Genomic DNA, 21678 nt, shown 5'->3' with positions numbered 1-21678 from the left:
TTCTCAATATCTAACTAAGGAGCGTTTTTTATTATATAGTACCAGCCGTCAGCCTTGAATCAGTGATCGGTGATCAGTTTTGAGTCTGACAGGGGAACAAACCCTCTCAAAGCATTGTCCGTAAAGGTTTTGAGACTCCTCAGTTACAAACAGATACATCGCTTTCAGCCAAAAAGCTAAGGAGAGAATCAGGGATTTGGGCGAACTTACTAGAAATCTTTATCAACAACGGGGGATCAGCTGCATCGAACTTTTTTGCTCGAACACCCCAAAAAGCCTGTGCTGTAAGGAGTTCAGCCAGTTTGTCCTCCTGTCAGGTTTTGAGTATTCAGTGAGCAGTATGTATTAAGTGTGCATCATCAAATGGCAGTAACAGTGCTGTATTTTCACTGATTACTGATCACTGATTACTGATTATCGATTCCTAGGAGAAAAATTTCTTCTAGAATGATAAGTAGATATACTAGAGGAATTATACTCATGTCTGCTGGGAAGTTTCAAACAGCCGCTTCATTATCCGATCGAGAGCTAGAAATACTCGATTTGGTGGCTAATGGTTTAACTAATCAAGAAATCTCGGAAAAGCTAGAGATTAGTAAGCGTACCGTCGATAATCATATTAGTAATATCTTGACAAAAACAAAAACCGATAATCGGGTGGAATTGGTGCGTTGGGCATTGCATTGGGGTAAAGTTTGTCTGGATGATATTAATTGTTGTATCCTTCCTTCCCCGGTGCCGACCGATGAGCAGGTTTCCTAAACTTCTGGGACTTTTGCTTGCGGTTAATATCATCAGTCTGGGGGGATGTAGTGATGCGGGTTTTGTCACCCCTCCCCAACAGCTTTTAGGAAATACTTTAAATACTCCTTCCTCTGAAGATAATCCCCGTTTTAACTACGATGGTCGTTATCTGGTCTTTGCCTCCGATCGCAGGGGTCAACGAACGATTTATTTATTCGATCGAGTGGCTAATCGTTTAGTTCCCCTACCCGGGTTAAATCAAGCAAAAACCTATCAAGATCAACCGGATATTAGTGCCGATGGTCGCTATATTGTTTATGTGTCGGAACAGTCCGGTAAACCCGATATATATATTTATGATCGACAAACTCTGCAAGCAAAAAATATCACCGACAATATTTTAGGAGAAGTGCGTCGTCCGACGATTAGTGGTAACGGTCGTTTTATTGCTTTTGAAAGTAATCGTTTCGGTCAATGGAATCTGGAAATATTCGATCGAGGTGGCGAAATTTCTCCTTCTTTACCCCCGATCAATTCTTCCCCGTCCCGATAATCAGTGATCACTAAACAGTAATCAGTGATCAGTGAAAAAACAGCACTGTTACTGCCAATAGACCTCGACCTAATATTATCCCAAGACCAAAAGTCTTTCTAGTTAAGGAATCTACCTGAATAAAAATTATTTTAATTGCCTCATATTTTTTCAGTAAAATTGAATTAGCAACGATAGATATACATTACAGCCATTGAACTGCTTAGTTAGTACATAGACCAAAAGCAAGCTGTGACTGGGTTATAATTTTTGGAGATGTCTAATGATGCTCACTTAATACATACTACTCACTGATAACTGATAACTGATAACTGATAACTGATAAGGCCGACAGCTTTCTTTTGCCTTTGGCCTTTTTACTTGCTATAAAGTAGGTTTATTTAAGAAATGGAGGGAATCATCATCCTATGGCGATAATGACAAAATCATTTAGACAAAGACTGGCAGAGATTTTCGGGTTTGACCTGCGATCGCTGGCTTTATTTCGCATTGCCTTGGCGTTGGTGGTTTTAGTCGATTTATCGGTTCGTTTTAGCCAAGTAACTGCCCATTACAGTGAATTAGGGGTTTTACCCCTAGAAAGCTTATCAAAAGTCTCTGCTAGTCCTTTTTACTGGTCGATTTTTGCTCTCAGTGACTCGGTACTGGTGCAGAGTATCCTGTTTATTGTCGCTATAGCGATCGCATTATTGCTTTTAATTGGCTATCATACCCGTTTAGCCACGATCGCCACTTGGGCGCTAATCGTCTCTTTACATCATCGCAACCCCCTGTTACTATTTGCCGCCGATGACGTAATCCGGGCAGTATTATTCTGGGCGATGTTTTTACCCCTCGGTGCTTGTTATTCCGTGGAAAGTGCCTTAAACACCAATCCCAACCCCTTACCCAAGCGTGTGGTTTCGGCTGCCACGGTGGCTTTTATGATACAGGTGTGTTACATCTATATGTGGTCAGCGGCCTTTAAAACCAAAAGTGAAACTTGGTGGCCCGATGGTACGGCTGTTTATTACTCTCTCAGTTACGATCAATACGGTACTGCTTTTGCCGGTTTCTTACTATCTTTACCGCCAGAATTACTAAAAATCCTGACCTTTTCAGCGTTAATCTTTGAATGGGTAGGTCCACTGCTAATTTTTATTCCCTTTCGCAATAGTTTCTTTAAAATAGTCGCTATTCTTTCGTTTATTCTCTTACATATCGGTTTTGGTCTCAGTTTTCATCTGGGAATTTTCCCGTTTTTGAGTGTTACCCATTGGTTGCCCATCATCCCTAGTCTTGTCTGGGATTGGGGACAAAAACGGATGAGAAACCCAGAAAGAGAAGGTTTAAGGATTAATTATGATCGAGATTGTGGATTTTGCAAAAAAGTTGTTCATCTTCTCCGCACTTTTCTTATTTTACCAGGCACTCCCCTGTTAGTCGCTCAGGATAACCCCTCAATATACGAGGATATGGTAGCCCAAAATTCTTGGGTGGTGGAAGATTGGCAGGGAAAACGTCGGTTTAAATGGTCAGCAGTGGTTTATATTGTCAGTCTTTCGCCAATTTTCTGGTTTTTAGCGCCAATTTTGCGTTTACCGCCCCTCATGGCCTTGGGAACGAGAATTTATGAGTGGATTGCCTCCCATCGTCGTTTTATGGGCAATTTCACCAAACCTCTCAAGTTTCGTCCCCTGACGATTAAATCCTCTTTACCTTTAAATGTTTTGGTAGTTTTCTTCTTATTTTTGGCCAGTATCTGGAATTTACGCAGTTTTGTCCGGCAATCGGTCGATAGGGGCGATTTAAATACACCTTTAGTTCAATCCCTCGATCGCTTGCTCACCCGTCGTACTTTTAATACAATTGATATTTTGGCAAGAGTTACCCGTTTAGACCAATATTGGACTATTTTTGCTCCTGGTCCGCCCCGGGATGATGCTTGGTTTGTGGCAGTCAGTCAATTAGCCGATGGTTCCACGGTAGATATATTTAGAGAAGGACAGCCGGTAATTTGGGATAAACCCACGGAAAGCGATCGCAATCGTTTGTATAAAACCATGCAGTGGCGACAATATTTTATTAATCTTAATCGAGCTATCGGTCGGTCAGTTTATGGAGAGTTTGGTCAGTATCTCTGTCAAAACTGGAATCAGCAGCACAGTAGTGATCAACAGATTAAATCCCTGCAACTTTATATTATGCGGGAAAGAACTGTACCCCCCGGAGAAAAACAGGGAATCGAAAAAGAGCTAATCTGGCAGCAAAATTGTCTTTAATCAGTTATCAGTTATCAGTTATTAGTCAGATAAAAGTTATATGGCTAACTAATGCAATAAAAGACAACTAAAAATGGACAACTGATAGCTGATTACCGATTGCTTCTTTTTCCCTTTCCAACTAACCTAACTACCGCTCAACTTCAAAAATCGCTAGAACCGCTCTGGAGAGTAGCGAGGGATCTTTCAAAATTCATTCTCTGTTCAGCATTGCGGAGAAAGTAACCACTCATCATTGCCGAGGCCAATAACCGGCCCAGATGTTCGCGACTGGTACTGATAGTGACACCGAAATGTTCGGAAGGAAGGTTGCCCAAAAGTCCGATAATGTTGCGTTCCATCACTTGGAAAACCTCTTGGGATTCTGGTTTCGAGAGTTGGGCGATTGTTTCGGGACTTAAGGTCTGGACATACTGCCACAAACTCTCAGAAAATTCACTATCGGTACCGAATAAATTGTGAGGGCGATCGTTTTCTCTATACACCTTTGATCTCCTGAACTCAATTTTTTTATAAACTATCCTTTTGGTTCTTCCAATTTAACAGTTTTTTGAGATAGTGGGAGTCGGTAGAACCGAACCTGAACGGAATGGTTATACCAAGCAAAAAACCCATCTCCAGCAAAAATAAAAAACTTAACACTGATGATAACCGATCACTGTTCACTGATAACTTTTATTTACCCATACCTAAATGCTGGGCCTTTTGATAGACTTTACCCTCCGTCAGCAGCGAGGGGGCAATCACCACTTCCACCTGTTGCATTTCCTTTAAGTTCTTAGCACCTAAAGTTCCCATACTGGTTTTCAGCGCCCCTAGGAGGTTATGAGTACCATCATCTAATTTTGCCGGTCCGACGAGGATTTCGGCAATAGTTCCGGTACTGCCCACACTAATTCGGGTTCCCCGGGGTAGAACCGGACTAGGTGTGGCCATACCCCAGTGAAAACCGCGGCCGGGGGCCTCCACGGACCGGGCAATGGGAGAACCAATCATCACCGCATCGGCGCCACAGGCGATACATTTGCAGATATCACCGCCGGTAATAATGCCGCCATCGGCAATAACGGGGACGTATTTACCGGTTTCTCGGAAAAAATCGTCCCTAGCAGCGGCACAATCGGCCACAGCAGTGGCCTGGGGAACTCCCACTCCTAAAACGCCGCGAGAAGTACAGGCAGCCCCTGGACCGATACCGACCAAAACCCCGGCTGCCCCAGTTTTCATCAGGTTAAGGGCGACTTCGTAGGTGACGCAGTTACCCAAAACCACGGGAATGGGCATTTCTTGACACAGTTGTACTAAATCGAGGGGGGTGATAGCTTCCGGGGATAAATGGGCAGTGGAAACAACCGTTGCTTGGACAAAGAGAATATCGGCCGCTGCTTGGGCAACGATAGCACCGTATTTGACGGCACCGGCAGGGGTGAGGCTAACTGCCGCAATACCGCCTTTTTCTTGAATTTCTTGGATACGAAGCTCGATTAGTTGCGGTTTAATCGGTTCTGCGTAGAGTTCCTGCATTAAACCGACGAATTCTGCTTTGCCGACTGCGGTAATGCGATCAAGAATCGGGTTAGGATCCTCGTAACGGGTTTGAATACCTTCGAGGTTTAGTACCCCTAGCGCCCCCAACTCGGAGAGAAGGACGGCCATTTTAGTATCCACCACCCCATCCATAGCGCTGGCGATAATCGGGATTTCCCGCTCGATATTGCCGAGAGACCAACGGGTATCGGCTAAACTAGGATCGAGGGTTCGCACTCCGGGTACAAGTGCGATTTCATCGATACCGTAAGCTCTACGGGCTGTTTTGCCCCGACCAATAATTGTATCCACGTTTCTATACTATTTCAGACCTATTTAGCCTAGACTAGCAAATTTCGCACCATCTCGAAAAGCTTTTCGGTATTATGGCAAACTAGGCATCGGGAAAATAATCGCCACAGTTGATCGCTTGTTCGGTGTTGGCGCTCCTGGGTTGTACACTACATTTGAGGCGATAATCGTTGGTAAAGTAGCGGCAGTGGGAGCAAGGGATGGAGTGCATCCGTCGCGCAACTTGCCAACTATCGCGCACGGCACTGGCTAAAGACCAGCAAACTAAAGCGATAATGGCAGCGGCGATTGAAAAACGTAAAATAATCCAGATTTCCATAGCGAGCGACTAAAATTACCTGATTTGAATAGGAATCAACCGAGGCAATTGGCAGAGGGTTAGATACTGAACCGTTTACTGACATCCAGACTAACCGTTAGCAATCACCAGACTTTTAAGAACATTTTCGGTCATGGCCGCTATTTGATCCAATTGTTCCTGATGGCGTTTTGCCTGTTTTTTGGCTTCTACCTTGCGTTTCAGGGCTTCCCGGGCTAAATCATCGCGATTTCTGCTTAAAGCTTCGATCGCTACTCGATTCCATGTTTCTGCTTCTTGAATGGCTTTTTTGTACTGGGGTTGAATTTCATCCCAACTCACCTTAAGATTGCTTAAAGCCCCTTTTAATAGGGTTTGGGCATTGTTGGGGTCGGCTCCGATGAGGGATTTTTTCAGAGGTTCGTAGAGTCCCACCGCTTGTAAATGGGTAATAATCGGGATAAATTCTTCTATCTGTTGACTTTTGCTAATACCGGTCTTACACCAAGTGGCAAAATGTTCGCAGTTGTTAAAAAGAAGATTATATTTCTGCTCCCCCAGACGACTTAGCGCCCTTTCTACCACCACATCGGGGATAAAGGAAAATCCCACCTCTACATGGCGCACCACATAGATTTTACCGCCCCTAGCAAAGGTTTCTAGGGAAGTTCGTTCCACAATCTCGCTCGGTTTTCGGTAATGAATGACGCTACCATCACCGCAATCGATGCCATGATGAGCATAAACACCCTGAAGATTGAGCAATTCCCGATAGGCGTATATTTGATCCCCTTTAGCCATATTTTTTTAGTGATAAAGTAAACAAGGAGATTGTCTATTGAGTCAGTTTTTCCAGTTATTAATAAGCCATTCAGATTTGGGTATTCTGGTTTTCGTGTTTTACTTTTTGTTATGAATTAAAGCCAGCAAACAGCTTAAGTCGAAAATGTTCAAGATTGCTTTAATTCATAACTTATTCTTTTAATAGGCTTTATTTTTGTATTCATGCCCTCAGTTAATCCATTGGTTGTATAATTTTCACAGTAATTATCTAACCGTTGACTCTGTGGAAGGACTCTGGTGGGGCAGCGGAGAAGGAGAATCACTAACCCTCCTAGAGGCGCGATTCCTGATTTTGAAAATATGCGCTGCCGCTTTTTAGCCAGCCTTTCGCCATAATTTTTGATTATCATCCTTGATCCAGAAGAGCCTTTTCTTATTTTACTAAAGAATGCTTAACAGAGAAACACCAGCTAGTATAATAATACAACCAAATAGTCTTTGTTTGATATTTTTTTCATGAAATAAAAAATAGCCATACCCCACACTCATCAATAAACTGCTTTGTTTCACCGCCACTGAATTCGCCGCCACCGTTCAATTAAATCTTTTGCCAGATAAAGATTTAGTCGATTTATGCCCCCCTATCGAACCATAACAAGTAACGAAGAACCGTCAAGGTAAAGTTTTATGACAGGATTCAACGTTTCTGCATCTAGTCAGTCAGGTACTGGTATGCTTCAAACTTGAAATGGGCCGCTCTCAGACGAGCGAATCAGACACCTGTGACAAGCCTCTTACGGAGACTCTATGGCTAAACAATTCAACGGGACAATCGCCCTCGATATTCGTGATTCCGTACCCGATTGGGAACCCTACGCCGAACCGAAAGCACCCGCAAATTCACCGAATATTCTTTACATAGTCATTGACGATACGGGATTTGGTGCCTGGGAAATGTTTGGTGGCAAAATTAAAATGCCCAATTTAGCTCGTATTGCTCAAAAAGGCTTAATTTATACCAACTTTCACACTACCGCTCTTTGTTCTCCCACTCGTTCATCCCTATTAAATGGACGCAATGCTACCAGTAACGGGATGTCTTGTATCGAAGAGGTGACAGCGGGTTTCCCTGGTAATAATGGTCGCATTCCCTTTGAAAATGCCATGATTCCAGCCGTATTGAGTGAGCGTGGCTGGAGTACCTTCGCCCTTGGTAAATGGCACTTAGTGCCAGAAGAAGAGGCAAATATGGCATCCACGAAGCGGCATTGGCCTTTAGGTCGTGGTTTTGAACGCTATTATGGCTTTTTAGGCGGAGAAACCGATCAATGGTATCCAGATCTGGTCTATGATAACCATCTGATTGAACCTCCTTATGGTCCCAATATGGGGGATACAGAGAACGGTTATCATCTATCGAAAGACCTGGTAGATAAGGCAGTTGCCTTTATCCAAGATCAAAAGGCGATCGCTCCAGATAAACCTTGGCTGATGTACTTCTGTCCCGGTGCCAACCATGCACCCCATCAAATCTGGCCTCAGAAGATCCTAGATTATGATTATAACACGAGCCTGGGAGATCCCGATAATCCAGAAGATTTATCCTTTGTCGAGACAAGTATCTTTAAAGATGGCTATGAAGTCTATCGCACAGAAGTCCTTGCCAAAATGAAAGAATTAGGCATCTTTGGGGATGAGGTAACAGAACCCTCGGTGATTAATCCTCATGGTGAAGGTGAGCTTGCACAACATAACCCTGACCACACTAAGATCCAAGGAGTTCCTGATGGTAAGACGTGGCCTCAAACTGATTGGGTAAAACCTTGGGAAGGATTAAGTCCCGAAGAAAAGGCATTATTTATCCGTATGGCCGAGATTTATGCGGCATTCTCCACCTATACCGATGAACAAATCGGTCGTTTGCTCGATTTTCTCGAAGAAACGGGTCAAATGGATAACACCATCATTGTTGCTGTAGCTGATAATGGTGCTAGTGCAGAAGGTGGGCCTAATGGTTCAGTGAATGAAAACCTGTTCTTTAACGGTATTCCCGATGATTTTGACAAGAACTTTGCCCTTCTCCAAGATTTAGGCACACTGAAAACCTATAATCACTATCCTACAGGATGGGCTTGGGGCTTTGATACGCCTTTCAAATACTGGAAACGTTGGTCAGGTTATGAAGGTGGTGCTGCAACTCCCTTTATGATGTGTGGACCGGGTATTAAGAAGTCACGAATGGCAGATACGGGGATTCGCAAACAGTACATTCACGCGGTTGACTTAGTACCTACCCTTTACGAAATGTGTGGTGTAGAACCCCCAGAAGTGGTTAAAGGTTACACCCAAAATCCCATTGAGGGAATTAGCTTCGCCTATACTTTCGCTCCCGAATATGCTCAACCTGAGTATCAATTTGCTTACAGACTCTCTGACAAGCAAAAACCCAAGGATGCCAATGGAAAACCCAAAAAAGTGCGAGAAACTCAGTTCTATTCCATGTTAGGAACAAGGGGAGTCTGGTATAAAGGTTGGCACGTTTGTACTGTCCATGCTCCTGCACCTTCTAATTGGGGTAATTTTGAGAAGGATATCTGGGAATTGTACTGTATGGATGGGGATCTGGAATTAACTCCCGATCCGACTCAATCTCGTAACTTAGCTAATGACCCGAAATATGCCGATAAACTCGAACAGATGAAGTATATGTGGTTCGTGCAAGCAGGGTTATACAAAGGTATGCCTATTGATGATCGCTCGGCTATGGGTGGAGATCGTCCCCAATTACGTCCCCCAGCATTTGCTCAAGATGACCCAAAGGATGCTACCTTCAGTTACACCTATTATCCAGGGGGATCAGAAATTCCCGAAGCCGTTGCTCCGAATACCCGAGGTCGTTCTTACGAAATCGAAGCCATTGTTGATTTCTCCACGGGTGAGACTCCTAAAGGGGTAATGATAGCTCATGGAGGAAGTTTTGGTGGATATAGTTTCTATATCTACGAGGGCAAACTCTGTTATGTCTATAACTGGTTAGGACAACAGCAACAGAAGATCACTTGTCCACTCTCTATCTCTAATCTTGCCGACGAGGAAAATACACTCAAAGTTGTATTTAACAAGAAGCCCAATCAACAACCGGATAGCAAGTTTGGTGGTAGTACCATAGGAGAGGTACAACTCTATATCAATGGTATTAATCAAAATGCCACGATTGAGGAAGCTTTCCCAGAATATACTGATCAATTCCTGACTCAACCGGGTAAGTTTGGGGTGGGATTTAATATTGGTCGAGATCCCGGACAGCCTGTATCATCAGACTACGAACATGAGTTCGAGTTTTTCGAGTTTGAAGGTGCGAAGCTGAAAAAAGTCATTGTCACGATTAAAAATGACGCGGGTGCGGGCGCGATCGATCCTGAGACAGAATTAATAGGGATGTTGTGGCGTGACTAATCTGCTTAGTCTGTAGCATAGACCCGATTTGCTTTCAAAGCTGTAGGGGTAATTTCTGCATTGCCCCTACCCACTCTAACCCTTGATAAAATAAAGGCTATATCTTGAGTATGCAAATATCTCAAAACCCCTCATCTGCTCCAGGTAAACCTCCCCATAAAGATCTGATCTGGATTCCGGGGGGAACATTTGAAATGGGGTCAAACAGTCGTAAATATCCTGAAGAAGGACCCGTCCACACCGTAACCGTTAGCGGCTTTTGGATGGATAAATATTTGGTCACTAATAAACAATTTAGAAAATTTGTCAAAGAAACAGGATATATTACCTTTGCTGAAAAACCACCGAAAGCAGAAGATTATCCTAATGCTGATCCTGAAATATTAGTTCCCGGATCTGCCGTTTTTGTGAAACCAGATCGTCCCGTTGATCCTCGTACTGTCTGCTGGTGGCAATATATGCCGGGGGCAAATTGGCGACATCCTGAAGGTCCCGATAGTTCGATTAAAAATCGAGAAAACCACCCTGTAGTACATATTGTCTATGAAGATGCCCTTGCCTATGCAAAATGGGCAGGAAAAGAACTCCCAACTGAAGCACAATGGGAATTTGCTGCACGAGGGGGTTTAGAGGGGGCAGAATTTGCTTGGGGTGATGAATTTATGCCTAATGGTAAAGTCATGGCTAATACTTGGCAAGGACAATTTCCTTGGCAAAATCTCAAACCTCATGCACCCGGTCCAGAAGCAGTAGAAAGCTATCCCCCCAATGGTTATGGACTTTATGACATGATAGGTAATGTCTGGGAATGGACACAAGATTGGTATCAGGAACAACATCCCAAAAACCCGACTAAAGCCTGTTGTACCCCGAAAAATCCCCTAGGCGGAACCGAAGAAGATAGTTATAACCTCAAACTTCATCCCTCAATGCGAAAACCCCGTAAAGTCCTCAAAGGAGGCTCTTTCCTCTGCGCCCCTAACTACTGCGCTCGTTACCGTCCCGCCGCTCGCCATCCCGAAGATATCGACACTTCTACCAATCATATCGGTTTTCGCACAATTTTTTGTCCTGATTAGAATTTATTACCGCTCACAATGACAATTAAGATGGCTCATTATGTTCTATTTTTAAAAGTTTCAGAGGGAAAATAACCAAACAGTTGTTTATAATCAGAGGCAAGATGTCCTCGCTCAAAAAAACCTAATTCTTCGGCAATTTGATAAATTAACGTTAGTTCGGGGTTTTGGGTAATGGATTGATGTAAGGCGTTAAGACGAAGCTTTTTAAAATAATTTTGAGGAGACATTTCTACTCTAGCTTATATGACGCAGCCAAGCACTCTAAGCGATCGTGCTTATATGTCGCCCCAAGAACGAGATCTGGCCTATAAGAAAATGCGTGAAGATTTTGAAGGCTACAAACGTCGTTTAGGCTGCTAATAGTCTAAATTTAGATCTCTTAACTGAAGTTTAATTAATAATTTTTGAGGCGCGTTTCTAACGTGCCTTTTTTCAAAATTTTATTTAAACTTTGGCGATTATAATTGACATTAATTCCTTGCATTTTCACGAGCGCACTTAGGTGTCTCATGCCAACGATACTTTTAGCCAGCACAAAACCTACCCAGCAGCACATCAAGGTAAATGTACTTATGTAAAATAATCATTTTTGGGGAGTGGTTTGAGAAGCTATTTCATTAGTTTTGGTAAAATTATAAGCCTGGCTTATTCACCCTTATTAGGGTATATTTAATTTATGTTCCTATCTATAAAAGCAACTTTTGTATAACTTCTTTCCATATTTGAAGATTTACAGCTTGTCAAAACCTATTATAGCATTTATCTTAATAGTGAGGTACAAAGTTTTCCTCTGGTGGAGTCGGTCATCAATACCAAATTAGGTTACACTTCATCTCTATGGGAAACGCTGTAAAAATTATCGAGGTAGAAATTGAGAACTATAGCCTAAACACCAGCGATTCAAGCCCCTTTTTGACTGTTAACCCCCTTAACCCAGAGATTATGGATGCTTTTAGTCCCTTTCCCCCTGACTGGACAGAGAATGCCGTTCACGCCTACAATTTTTGTTGTCCTTACTGTGGGGCAAAAGCTAAAGAAGCTCAGGCCGTTTGGATCAATCGCCGCGCACCCGTTTTAGGAGAAGATTCCCGTCGTAAATGGCAGGAATTCTATCATTGTCAATGCGATCGAGTTTGGTGGGCCTGGAGTAGTGATCGACCTGCCGAAAATAAGTAATTCTCAATCGGGAATGGAAAATATGGCCGATGTCTATGTTTCTTGGGATGAATACCATCGTCTGATCGAAAAATTAGCAGTAAAAATCGATCATTCTGGTTGGCAATTTGCTCAGATTGTCTGTTTAGCTAAGGGAGGATTGCGCGTCGGTGACATTCTCTGTCGTCTTTTTCGTCAACCCCTAGCCATTCTCTACGCTGCTTCCTACGGGGGGGAAAATCATCAAATTCGGGGAGAATTAACTATTTCCTCGAATTTAGCCATGATCGAACCCAAATTAAAGAGTCCCTTGTTATTAGTGGATGATTTAGTCGATTCGGGAATCACTCTCCAAAAAACCTCGATTTTGTTACGGGAAAAATACGGGATTACCAATATCAAAACTGCGGTGATCTGGTACAAAGCGGCATCAAGAATCAAACCTGACTATTATGTGGAATATTACCCCGATAATCCTTGGATTCATCAACCCTTCGAGCGTTACGAGTTAATTACACCCAAAGACCTCCTAGAATAAATTCAGTTTAGCATCAGCGGTAGAGAGTTTCCCCTTAAAAATACCACCAAAGAAGATTCATATCTGAAATCGGCAACGCCATCTATTCTCCGTAGGATTCAGCAGTAATTTTGCCCCGAAAAACGATGTAATTATAAACTGTATAGGCTAGTAAAATTGGGATTAAAAAACCCACAAAAGTCAGCATAAACACCAAAGAACTAGGGGCGGCCGCCGCTTGATAAATTGTCACTGACGGGGGAATAATATCGGGGAAAATCAACAATCCCAAACCGAGAAAAGAGAGCATAAACAGCAATACTGTCCAGACCATGGGGGTGTTTTCTTCCTTTAGTTGCAAACTCCGCAATAATAAACCCAGTAACAGCACAGCTAAAATCGGGATGAGGATAAAGATGTAAATTAGTCGAGGGTCAAATAAACGCTGACGGATATGGTCAGAAAGCAGCGGCGTACTGATGGTGATAAAGACAGCACCGATAAAAGTGGTAATAGCGGCAATTTTTGCCGTTTTATAGTGAACTTCCTGTAAATTACCCGTAGTTTTCAGAATTAGGTAAGTGGAACCCACTAAAACATAAGCTTGGATTAAAGTTAGAGACACTAGAATCGATCGCCATGTTAACCAATCAAAGGGGCCGCCGGCAAAATGACCCAATTCATCCACTTTAATGCCCTCAAAAACCGCACCGAGGGCGAATCCTTGCCCCAAAGCGGCCAAAAAACTGCCGAGTCCGAAGGCATAATTCCAGAACAATTTCTGGCGAGAATGTTCACGAAACTCGAAGGAAACAGCCCGAAATAATAGCCCCACCACCATAATCACAGCAGGCAGGTATAAAGCGTTTAAAATTGTCCCGTAAGCTAGGGGAAACGCCCCAAACAGGGAACCACCCATCAAAACAATCCAAGTTTCGTTAGCATCCCAAACATTGCCCAAACTGGTCATTAAAATACTGCGACGCTTCTCGGAGGAGGAAGTCAGGGAAAGAATTCCCACCCCCAAGTCAAAACCATCGAGAAGGACGTAGAGAAACAGGAATAAACCCAGAATAAAAAACCAAATTTGTGGCAAAAAATACTGTAACGGTTCCATAGTTCCTCCTATTGTTGCGCTTCTAGGGAACGAGGATTTAGTTCTGGTGAGGTCACTTTTTCCTGTTGAGTCCCCGGCAGTGGTAAGTTAAGATTTGGTCCCTGACGGATAATAAGACTACCGAAATAGAGAGCAGAAACCAAGAAAACGACATAAATCGCCGTAATTCCGATTAAAGAGGTTAAAATCTCGCCTGCGGGCAGTTTAGAAGCAGCATCCACTGTCCGGATTTGATTGTAAACCGTCCAGGGTTGACGACCGACACAACGGACAATCCAACCGGTTTCAACCGCAAGATAACCCAGAGGGGCCGCAAAAACCCAAGCGCGCAGTAACCATTTTTGACTGTCGATTTTTTCGTTACTCAGTTGACCGCACAGCCATTGCCCGACAGTTACAGTCATTAAAGAAGCAAGAAAAAGACCGATAGCGACCATAATCCGGAAGGAATAATAGATTAGCCCCACCATGTGCGGTCTGTCTTCGTATTTCCACGTTTTTAAGCCGAGAACAGGTTCCGATAACTTGGGTTTTAACTCCAAAAGATAACCCAAAGCATTAGGAATTTTCACTTCCCAGCTATTTGTCTCCGCTTTATCCTTGGGTAAAGCAACCAAACTCCAACCGGCAGTTTCTCCCGCAGGAATAGTTTCCCATTGCGCTTCCATGGCGGCTAATTTAGCCGGTTGATAGTGATACACTTGTTCGGCACTAAGATGACCGACAAAAATTTGCAAGGGAGCAATAACAATCGCTAGAGTAAGAATAATTTTGAGAGAACGACTAAAAAAGCTAATGTGACGTTTATTGAGCAAATACCAAGCACTAATCCCACCAATGACGAAAAGAGAAGTTTCCAGAGTAGCGAAAAACATATGCAGGAAACTATTAACCATGAAGGGATTGAGAATCGCTTGTAGGTAATCCTGAACGATAAATTTACCATCCACGAAGATGCCACCGGCGGGGGTTTGCAGCCAAGAATTAGCGGTTAAAATCCAGAAAGTGGAAAGATTAGCCCCGAAAGCGACGAGAATTGTCGCTAGGAAGTGAATTAAAGGGGGAACTCGTCCCCAACCAAACAACATAATTCCTAGAAAACTAGCCTCTAGCATAAAGGCCATGGTTCCCTCGAAACCGAGGATAGTTCCGAAAAAGTCCCCCACCGCTTCCGAAAAAGGCGCCCAATTCATGCCAAACTGGAAGGCCATGGGTAAACCAGAAGCAACTCCAATGCCGAAATTGAGAATGTAGAGTTTTGCCCAGAAGCGAGCGTGATGATAGTAGTCAGGATTGCGGGTTTTTAGCCATAATCCTTCGACAATGACTAGATAAATGCCCATACCAGTGGTTAACACCGGCCAAAGCATATGGAAAATAGCGGTGACGGCAAATTGTATCCGCGACAAAGCGACGGGATTGGCAAGTAAATCCATGATTACAATCTTTAAACGATCGTGAAGATATCATAAGCACCTATAATACTTAGCCAGTAATGCCCTGAAAAGGCAAGGGTAAATAGGAATTATATAGATTGTTTTTAGATTTATGCGATCGCTTTGATGGTATTCAATGACATAGTTAGTAATCTTGTATTATATTTGAGGGGAAACTCAGAAAAATTGCTAGAATATTAGCCTGATTAATTAATTTTCCCCTCGATCGAGTATGACTTTCTCCTCAGCCGCAGACTTTCAAGATGAATTTGATGTCATCGTCGTCGGGGCGGGCCATTCCGGCTGTGAAGCGGCCCTAGCTTGCGCCCGTCTCGGTTGTCGTACCCTTCTCCTCACCCTTAATCTCGATAAAATCGCTTGGCAACCCTGTAACCCCGCCGTCGGTGGTCCGGCTAAATCCCAATTAACCCACGAAGTGGACGCTTTAGGCGGCGAAATTGGCAAAATGGCCGACCGCACCTATCTGCAAAAACGGGTTCTTAATGCCTCTCGCGGACCGGCAGTCTGGGCCCTACGCGCCCAAACCGATAAACGGGAATACGCGGCGGTGATGAAAGGTATCGTCGAAACCCAAGCCAATCTGGTTATTCGGGAAGCCATGGCCACAGACCTGATTTTAGGGGCAAATGAGCAAGTTTTAGGGGTAGAAACCTATTTCGGCACTTGTTTCGCCGCTAAAGCCGTGATTTTAACCACTGGCACTTTTTTAGGCGGTAAAATCTGGATTGGCGGCAAGTCTATGGCCGCCGGACGGGCGGGCGAATTTGCGGCGGTGGGTTTAACCGAAACCCTAAATCGTCTCGGATTCGAGACTGGTCGCCTAAAAACTGGCACTCCTGCCCGTGTGGATAAGCGTTCGGTGGATTACTCCCGCATGGAACCGCAACCGCCCGATGACGAGGTGCGTTGGTTTAGTTTTGATCCGGAGGTGTGGATCGAACGGGAACAAATGAACTGTCATCTCACCCGCACCACGGCGGCAACTCATCAATTAATCAGAGATAATTTACATTTATCCCCCATTTATGGCGGTTTTATTGACTCGAAAGGGCCGCGTTATTGTCCTAGTATTGAGGATAAAATCGTCCGTTTTGCCGATAAAGAAAGTCATCAAATTTTTATTGAACCGGAAGGGCGCGATATTCCCGAACTTTATATCCAAGGCTTTTCAACGGGACTGCCGGAAAATGTTCAATTAGCAATGCTGCGGACTTTACCCGGTTTAGAAAACTGTGTGATGTTGCGTGCTGCCTATGCAGTGGAATATGATTATTTACCAGCAACTCAGTGTTATCCAACCCTGATGACGAAGAAGATTGAGGGGTTATTTTGTGCGGGACAAATTAACGGGACAACCGGTTATGAAGAAGCGGCAGCCCAGGGACTGGTGGCGGGGATTAATGCGGCGCGGTTTGCTTTAGGAAAAGAGTTAATTGTTTTTCCCCGGGAGGAAAGTTATCTAGGAACTTTGGTCGATGATTTATGTACTAAGGATCTGCGGGAACCCTATCGAATGTTAACCAGTCGTTCCGAATATCGCTTAGTATTGCGATCGGATAATGCCGATCAAAGATTAACACCTTTAGGGCGAGAAATTGGCTTAATTGATGACCGGCGTTGGCAATTATTCCAAACTAAACAGGCTAATATTATCGCTGAAAAAGAACGCCTACACGAAACGAGAATTAAAGAACGGGATGAGGTGGCAATTGCCATCGTTAAGGATACGGAACAAAAAATCAAAGGTTCTCTCTCTTTAGCGGATTTACTGCGTCGTCCTAGCTTGCATTATCTCGATCTTGATCGTTATGGTTTAGGTAATCCTGATATAAATTTAGCCGAAAGAGAAGGGGTAGAAATTGAGATTAAATATTCCGGTTATTTGAAACGACAACAAAATCAAATTGACCAAATTAGTCGCCACAGTAACCGTCATTTATCCCCCGATATTGACTACATGAAAATCGAAACTTTGTCAATGGAATCGCGGGAAAAATTAACAAAAATTAAACCCGCCACCATCGGCCAAGCCTCGCGAATTGGCGGAGTCAATCCCGCCGATATTAACGCTTTATTAGTGTATCTAGAAATGCGGCAGATGTCGGCAGTTAAAAGTTAGGAAATAATCCTGATTAGTGGATTACTATTGGGAAGACCACCGAAGAATCGAAGTGCTGAACTAATACCAATTCTCCAAAGTCTGACTACAGAAGTTTAATCCCCCTAAATCCCCCTTAAAAAGGGGGACTTAAATTCGATGTGTAGTTTTCATTTAGAGAAATGGTATAAAAAAACAAGCTCAGTTAGATGAAAAGTTTCGCAATCGTATTGAGGGCAAATTTGGACAAGCTAAAAGACGTTTTGGACTCGATAGAGTGATGACTAAACTTTCAGAAACGTCAGAAACTTCTATCGCCATTCCCCTTTTAGTGGTTAATCTTTCTACCCTGCTACGGCAGGTTTTACTGTTTCTTTTTGTCCGAAATCAGAAAAGTTACTGTTTTCGGTCTTTTCTATCAGTTATCTTGATTTTAATTGATAATTATCAACAGAATCACTTATCATTAAAGAAACAGAATTTGCCCTTAGCATCATAACTTTTTTTTCCTATCTGATTTTTTGCCGCAAACCCTAAGTAGCTGGTTATAATTAAATTAAAAATGGATTTTGCCTTTAATCCCCCCTTAATAAGGGGGGTGTCTGACAACTTTTAACGCCTACCTACTTAAGTAGTTTAATCCGATTTGATCGGAGATAACCTGAAAGTAAAATGTTTTAACCTTAGATGGGGAAAGTTAGCGCTAAAGTTTGATTGCTTAAAGAGTCAAGTGCTGATAGCGATTCCTGTGGGGTCCCTATTTTTTTCGTCCCCACCGACAAAATTGAGCAGCGCTCGTCGTCCCTGCTCACCTCGATCGAGTAAAGTAATCTCTAGATAATTTTCCGGCAAAAAAGTTAAACGTTCTGACCATTCGATCGCCACTATCCCTAAATCTACCTCGATTCCCTGCCAATAATTTTCTAGGTACAGCGCCTCGATATCTTGATCCTGCAAACGATACAAATCCAAATGATACAAAGGAAGGCGGCCTTCGCTATACTCGTTAACGAGGGTGAAGGTAGGACTAGCTATAGGCTCTTGAATGCCCAATCCTAGGCCAATTCCCTGTACTAAGGTGGTTTTTCCCGCTCCCAAATCGCCTTTTAATAAAATTACACTGCCAGAGGCCAAGGTTTGCCCCAGTTTTTCGCCTAAATTGACAGTAGCTTCTCGATCGGGTAAGTCGATAATCATTTTTTCCCGTTAGGATGCCCATTAACCACTGATTTTAATATAGCGATCAGAGCAGGTTTCTGACATCCTTGGCTCTGGGGGGCCAAATTTGGTCTTTATGATCGAGAAAAATAGAAGCAGTTAAACTAATCCCTTATGTCTTAGTCTTACCTTTGGTCAAATGGTCGTTATCAGGACAGAGATAGGCGATCGGCGAAACCTTCCGGTAGATTAGACTAAATGGGAGTTGGTTAACTGCTTTTATAAAATTGATTGTTCCCTAACCATCAGCATTGTCTAGGGTCGAAGGGAATAAAACAACCGAAGTTTAGGACTTTAAGCCAGAAGTTAAGGGGAACAGTGAAATTATTATTTTTGAGTAATGGCCACGGTGAAGACGAGATCGCGATCCGGATTATCAAAAGACTGCAATCATCTCCCCACTGTCCCGGTATTACTGCTTTACCCCTCGTGGGTAACGGTTATGCTTATACTCGTCTGGGGATTCCCCTTCTCGATCGAGGTCAAAAAATGCCCTCTGGGGGTTTTATCACCAGGGATGCCAAACAATTATGGCGAGATCTGCGGGAGGGATTATTAGGATTAACCTCCCGTCAATACCGTCTGGTCAGAAATTGGGGCCAAGAAAAGGGAAAAATTGTCGCGGTGGGAGATATCTTACCCCTTGCCCTTGCTTGGTTGAGCGAGACAGATTATGCTTTTGTGGGAACGGCTAAATCAGAATACTATCTCCGGGATGAGCAGGGATGGTTAGATAGTAGCTCGATGATCGATCGCCTCTGGGGTTCCTATTATTATCCCTGGGAACGCTGGTTAATGGCTCATCCTCGCTGTCGGGGGGTTTTTCCCCGGGATAGTTTAACTAGCAAAATTTTACAACAGTGGTCAATTCTCGTTGTCGATGGGGGTAATCCGATGATGGATGACCTTTTACCCTCGATAACGGGCGATTTTCCCCAAGATTGCCTAACTATTCTGCTGCTACCCGGTTCGCGCTTTCCCGAATCTCTCCACAATTGGCAGAAAATTATCGAGGCTGTGGCCGCCATTATCGGCCGTTTTCCCGATTATAAGCTGGAATTTTTGGCAGCGATCGCTCCTTCTCTCCCCCTAGAATCTTTTACGGCTGCTTTAACTTCCCAGGGTTGGGGAGAACATAGCACAAATAAGTTTATTTGTCAAGAGGTATTTATAACTATTTCTCAAAGGGATTACGCCGAATATTTAGGCCGTTGCCATTTAGCGATCGCCATGGCGGGAACTGCCACGGAACAGTTCGTCGGTTTGGGTAAACCGGCGATCACAATTGCGGGATCTGGACCACAGTTTACTGCTCATTTTGCCACACTGCAACAGCGTTTATTAGGCTGTTCAATTCTCTTGGGCGATAGTGCCGAGTCGGTGGCGGACAAGTTAGAATATTTATTACAAAATCCCCCAAAGTGGCAAGAAATCGCCTTTAATGGTCGTCAGAGAATGGGGGCAGCCGGGGCCTCCGATCGCATTGCCCAATGGTTACTAGGCAATTTTTGCCCTTAAACGAAAGTATCGGTCTGATTTTCGCCGCTAGTGGGCCCCTCAAAAATAGTTTCTAGGGCGATTTTTTGGGCGCTTGGTTGTTGTCCGTAGCTGAAAAGATAGGGAATTTCTCCGCTTTGTTGACGAAACCACTGGAAAACGTAGGGACTACCATAAACAATCAATGCTTGAATCTGTCCAGTTTTCAGCAAAGCTTGATAGATAGCTTTTGTTTCCTCCCCTAATCCAGCACTACCCCGAAAAGGATTACCACGGATAAATACTTGTAGGAGAGTCGTTTCTGGGGAGACGAGGGACTGATTAAAGGTGCTACGGTCGATTATTCGGGTTTGATAACCCCATTGTCGGGGCATTGTCACCGCCGGACAAGAGCGATCGAGAAAGTCACAGTTGAGTAAATCATCAATAATGATTAAATTGCGGCCTTGAGTGGCTTTAATCGGTAAATTACCGCTAACTGTTTGGGAATCTTTTAAAATATCGCTGACAATCTCTAGAGCTTGCGGTGCCGCTAAACTGCTTAAGGATTCTAAGGATGGCTGTCTTTGCCCTAATTTTTCCTTTGCTCGTTGAATACGTTGCCAAGAATCATTAATTCTCGCTTCGCTAATTGTACCCGCTTGCACGGCACTATACACCGCTTCGATCGCTTCGATCGGATCGGGAGGCATTAACAGTATATCGGCCCCCGCCTGTACCGCCCTCACTGCTATGGCGGCAGCGCTGGCAATTTTGGTTACTCCTCCCATAATCAGGGCATCAGTCACGATTAAACCCTGAAAACCGAGATTTTGGCGCAGTTTTTCCCCGAGAATTTTCGAGGAAAGAGTGGCGGGAAATTCGGCATCCCAAGCGGGAATTAACAGATGGCCTGACATAATACTATCAACCCCTGACTCGATCGCTGCTTGAAAGGGCGGCAATTCGATCGCTTCTAGGCGATGATGATCGTGGTTGATGATGGGAAGATCGAGATGGGAGTCATTGCTGGTGTCACCGTGGCCGGGAAAATGTTTGGCCGTGGTCAAAACTGGATAGGAATCGGCCCCTAAAATAAAAGCTTGAGCTAGATTAGCGACGATTTCGGGAGTTTCAGCGAAGGAACGAATATTAATAACCGGATTGTCGGGATTATTGTTCACATCGACAATTGGGGCTAAAATCCAGTTAATCCCGATCGCTAGGGCCTCCTTAGCGGTAATTGCTCCCATTTCCTTAGCATATTCTGTGGCTTTTGTCAAGCTTTTTTCGGCTATTTTTCCTAAAGCCATCGGGGGGGGAAACCAAGTAGCGCCGGAAAACCTTTGGCCGACCCCCTCCTCGATATCGGCGGCGATGAGGAGAGGATTATCGCCGGACCAACTTTGTAATTGTTGGCTACGGAAAGCGATTTCGGCGGCGCTACCTCCTAAGAGAATCACCCCACCGAGGTGGAGGGTTTCTAACCAATGTTTCAGGGTGGCGTTGACGGGTTCCCAAGCAGGATAGCGGATTTGTTGGTCAAAGAGATAGCCGGAAGCGCGGACTACTATCATCTGACCAATACGTTCTTTTAGGGATAAAATGCGATCGCTCACTATTC

General features: G+C 43.9%; 19 protein-coding genes and 2 pseudogenes. 10 read left to right on the top strand and 11 right to left on the bottom strand.

All coding sequences use genetic code 11. The features are described 5' to 3' along the window. The first annotated feature begins 480 nt into the window (after positions 1 to 480). The 3 genes from pedR (at position 481) to LW728_RS02135 (ending at position 3558) form a co-directional block, all read left to right on the top strand. The gene (pedR, locus tag LW728_RS02145; protein ID WP_287668478.1) at positions 481 to 762 is read left to right on the top strand and encodes a photosynthetic electron transport-dependent transcriptional regulator PedR; all 282 of its coding nucleotides are present in this window, start codon (positions 481 to 483) and stop codon (positions 760 to 762) included. Further along, positions 746 to 1297 (top strand): TolB family protein, encoded by a 552-nt coding sequence (locus LW728_RS02140; protein WP_287668480.1) that lies wholly within the window; start codon positions 746 to 748, stop codon positions 1295 to 1297. Before pedR ends, LW728_RS02140 begins: the two co-directional genes overlap by 17 nt. Before the next feature lie 407 nt (positions 1298 to 1704). Continuing rightward, a complete protein-coding gene (locus LW728_RS02135) occupies positions 1705 to 3558 on the top strand; it encodes a hypothetical protein (protein ID WP_287764955.1) in 1854 nt (617 codons plus the stop codon). Between the two features lie 143 nt (positions 3559 to 3701). On the opposite strand, the gene LW728_RS02130 is transcribed toward LW728_RS02135, so the two are convergent. The 6 genes and pseudogenes from LW728_RS02130 to LW728_RS02105 all read right to left on the bottom strand — a co-directional run bounded on the left by LW728_RS02130 (position 3702) and on the right by LW728_RS02105 (position 7069). Beyond that, the gene (locus LW728_RS02130) at positions 3702 to 4043 is read right to left on the bottom strand and encodes a DUF760 domain-containing protein (protein WP_002758759.1); all 342 of its coding nucleotides are present in this window, start codon (positions 4041 to 4043) and stop codon (positions 3702 to 3704) included. Between the two features lie 190 nt (positions 4044 to 4233). Continuing rightward, on the bottom strand, positions 4234 to 5397 hold the full coding sequence (locus tag LW728_RS02125; protein ID WP_002747415.1) for a GuaB3 family IMP dehydrogenase-related protein: 1164 nt from the start codon (positions 5395 to 5397) through the stop codon (positions 4234 to 4236). Between the two features lie 82 nt (positions 5398 to 5479). Continuing rightward, on the bottom strand, positions 5480 to 5716 hold the full coding sequence (locus tag LW728_RS02120) for a hypothetical protein (RefSeq protein WP_287764953.1): 237 nt from the start codon (positions 5714 to 5716) through the stop codon (positions 5480 to 5482). 90 nt (positions 5717 to 5806) lie between these two features. Next, complete coding sequence (locus LW728_RS02115) at positions 5807 to 6496, bottom strand: lecithin retinol acyltransferase family protein (protein ID WP_002736879.1); 690 nt, start codon at positions 6494 to 6496, stop codon at positions 5807 to 5809. 109 nt (positions 6497 to 6605) lie between these two features. Beyond that, positions 6606 to 6756 (bottom strand): annotated as a pseudogene (locus tag LW728_RS02110) (transposase); the annotation flags it as partial. 163 nt (positions 6757 to 6919) lie between these two features. Next, positions 6920 to 7069: a hypothetical protein gene (locus LW728_RS02105; protein ID WP_002757993.1), complete on the bottom strand. Its 150-nt coding sequence runs from the start codon at positions 7067 to 7069 to the stop codon at positions 6920 to 6922. 216 nt (positions 7070 to 7285) lie between these two features. Here LW728_RS02105 and LW728_RS02100 point away from each other — a divergent pair, with 216 nt between their 5' ends. Together LW728_RS02100 and LW728_RS02095 are read left to right on the top strand one after the other, a co-directional pair. Next, entirely contained in the window at positions 7286 to 9934 is a 2649-nt protein-coding gene (locus tag LW728_RS02100) for a sulfatase-like hydrolase/transferase (protein ID WP_287764951.1), read from the top strand. A gap of 110 nt (positions 9935 to 10044) precedes the next feature. Then, positions 10045 to 11013, top strand: a complete 969-nt coding sequence (locus LW728_RS02095) for a formylglycine-generating enzyme family protein (protein ID WP_287764949.1) — start codon at positions 10045 to 10047, stop codon at positions 11011 to 11013. Between the two features lie 38 nt (positions 11014 to 11051). Here LW728_RS02095 and LW728_RS02090 read toward each other — a convergent pair whose 3' ends face one another. Then, positions 11052 to 11243, bottom strand: a complete 192-nt coding sequence (locus tag LW728_RS02090) for a helix-turn-helix domain-containing protein (RefSeq protein WP_002757988.1) — start codon at positions 11241 to 11243, stop codon at positions 11052 to 11054. Positions 11244 to 11958: 715 nt separating this feature from the next. On the opposite strand from LW728_RS02090, the gene LW728_RS02085 reads away from it, so the two are divergent. Further along, positions 11959 to 12192 carry a hypothetical protein gene (locus LW728_RS02085; protein ID WP_002771307.1) on the top strand — a complete coding sequence of 78 codons (234 nt, stop codon included), beginning with the start codon at positions 11959 to 11961 and terminating at the stop codon, positions 12190 to 12192. A gap of 22 nt (positions 12193 to 12214) precedes the next feature. Then, positions 12215 to 12709, top strand: coding sequence for a phosphoribosyltransferase (locus LW728_RS02080; protein ID WP_287764958.1), 495 nt, complete (start codon positions 12215 to 12217; stop codon positions 12707 to 12709). Positions 12710 to 12791: 82 nt separating this feature from the next. Here the strand turns inward: LW728_RS02080 and cydB are convergent, their stop codons facing one another. Beyond that, positions 12792 to 13805, bottom strand: a complete 1014-nt coding sequence (gene cydB, locus LW728_RS02075) for a cytochrome d ubiquinol oxidase subunit II (RefSeq protein ID WP_150976589.1) — start codon at positions 13803 to 13805, stop codon at positions 12792 to 12794. A gap of 8 nt (positions 13806 to 13813) precedes the next feature. Then, complete coding sequence (locus LW728_RS02070; RefSeq protein WP_024970726.1) at positions 13814 to 15241, bottom strand: cytochrome ubiquinol oxidase subunit I; 1428 nt, start codon at positions 15239 to 15241, stop codon at positions 13814 to 13816. Between the two features lie 232 nt (positions 15242 to 15473). Between LW728_RS02070 and mnmG the strand changes: the two genes are divergently transcribed. Both mnmG and LW728_RS02060 read left to right on the top strand, forming a co-directional pair. Continuing rightward, a complete protein-coding gene (gene mnmG, locus LW728_RS02065; RefSeq protein WP_004268797.1) occupies positions 15474 to 17381 on the top strand; it encodes a tRNA uridine-5-carboxymethylaminomethyl(34) synthesis enzyme MnmG in 1908 nt (635 codons plus the stop codon). A 169-nt stretch (positions 17382 to 17550) separates the two neighbouring features. Next, positions 17551 to 17859 (top strand): annotated as a pseudogene (locus LW728_RS02060) (transposase); the annotation flags it as partial. Between the two features lie 227 nt (positions 17860 to 18086). Here LW728_RS02060 and tsaE read toward each other — a convergent pair. Continuing rightward, positions 18087 to 18557 carry a tRNA (adenosine(37)-N6)-threonylcarbamoyltransferase complex ATPase subunit type 1 TsaE gene (gene tsaE / locus LW728_RS02055; protein WP_287664441.1) on the bottom strand — a complete coding sequence of 157 codons (471 nt, stop codon included), beginning with the start codon at positions 18555 to 18557 and terminating at the stop codon, positions 18087 to 18089. A 339-nt stretch (positions 18558 to 18896) separates the two neighbouring features. Between tsaE and LW728_RS02050 the strand changes: the two genes are divergently transcribed. Further along, entirely contained in the window at positions 18897 to 20096 is a 1200-nt protein-coding gene (locus LW728_RS02050) for a lipid-A-disaccharide synthase-related protein (protein WP_287764945.1), read from the top strand. Here LW728_RS02050 and LW728_RS02045 read toward each other — a convergent pair. Continuing rightward, positions 20093 to 21673, bottom strand: coding sequence for a glycoside hydrolase family 3 N-terminal domain-containing protein (locus LW728_RS02045; RefSeq protein ID WP_287764942.1), 1581 nt, complete (start codon positions 21671 to 21673; stop codon positions 20093 to 20095). The two genes, LW728_RS02050 and LW728_RS02045, sit on opposite strands and share 4 nt — an antisense overlap. Positions 21674 to 21678: the final 5 nt, after the last annotated feature.

The organism is Microcystis sp. 49638_E5, assembly GCF_021300285.1.
Taxonomy (GTDB): Bacteria; Cyanobacteriota; Cyanobacteriia; order Cyanobacteriales; family Microcystaceae; genus Microcystis; species Microcystis aeruginosa_C.
This window is presented reverse-complemented; position numbering and strand designations above follow the sequence as displayed.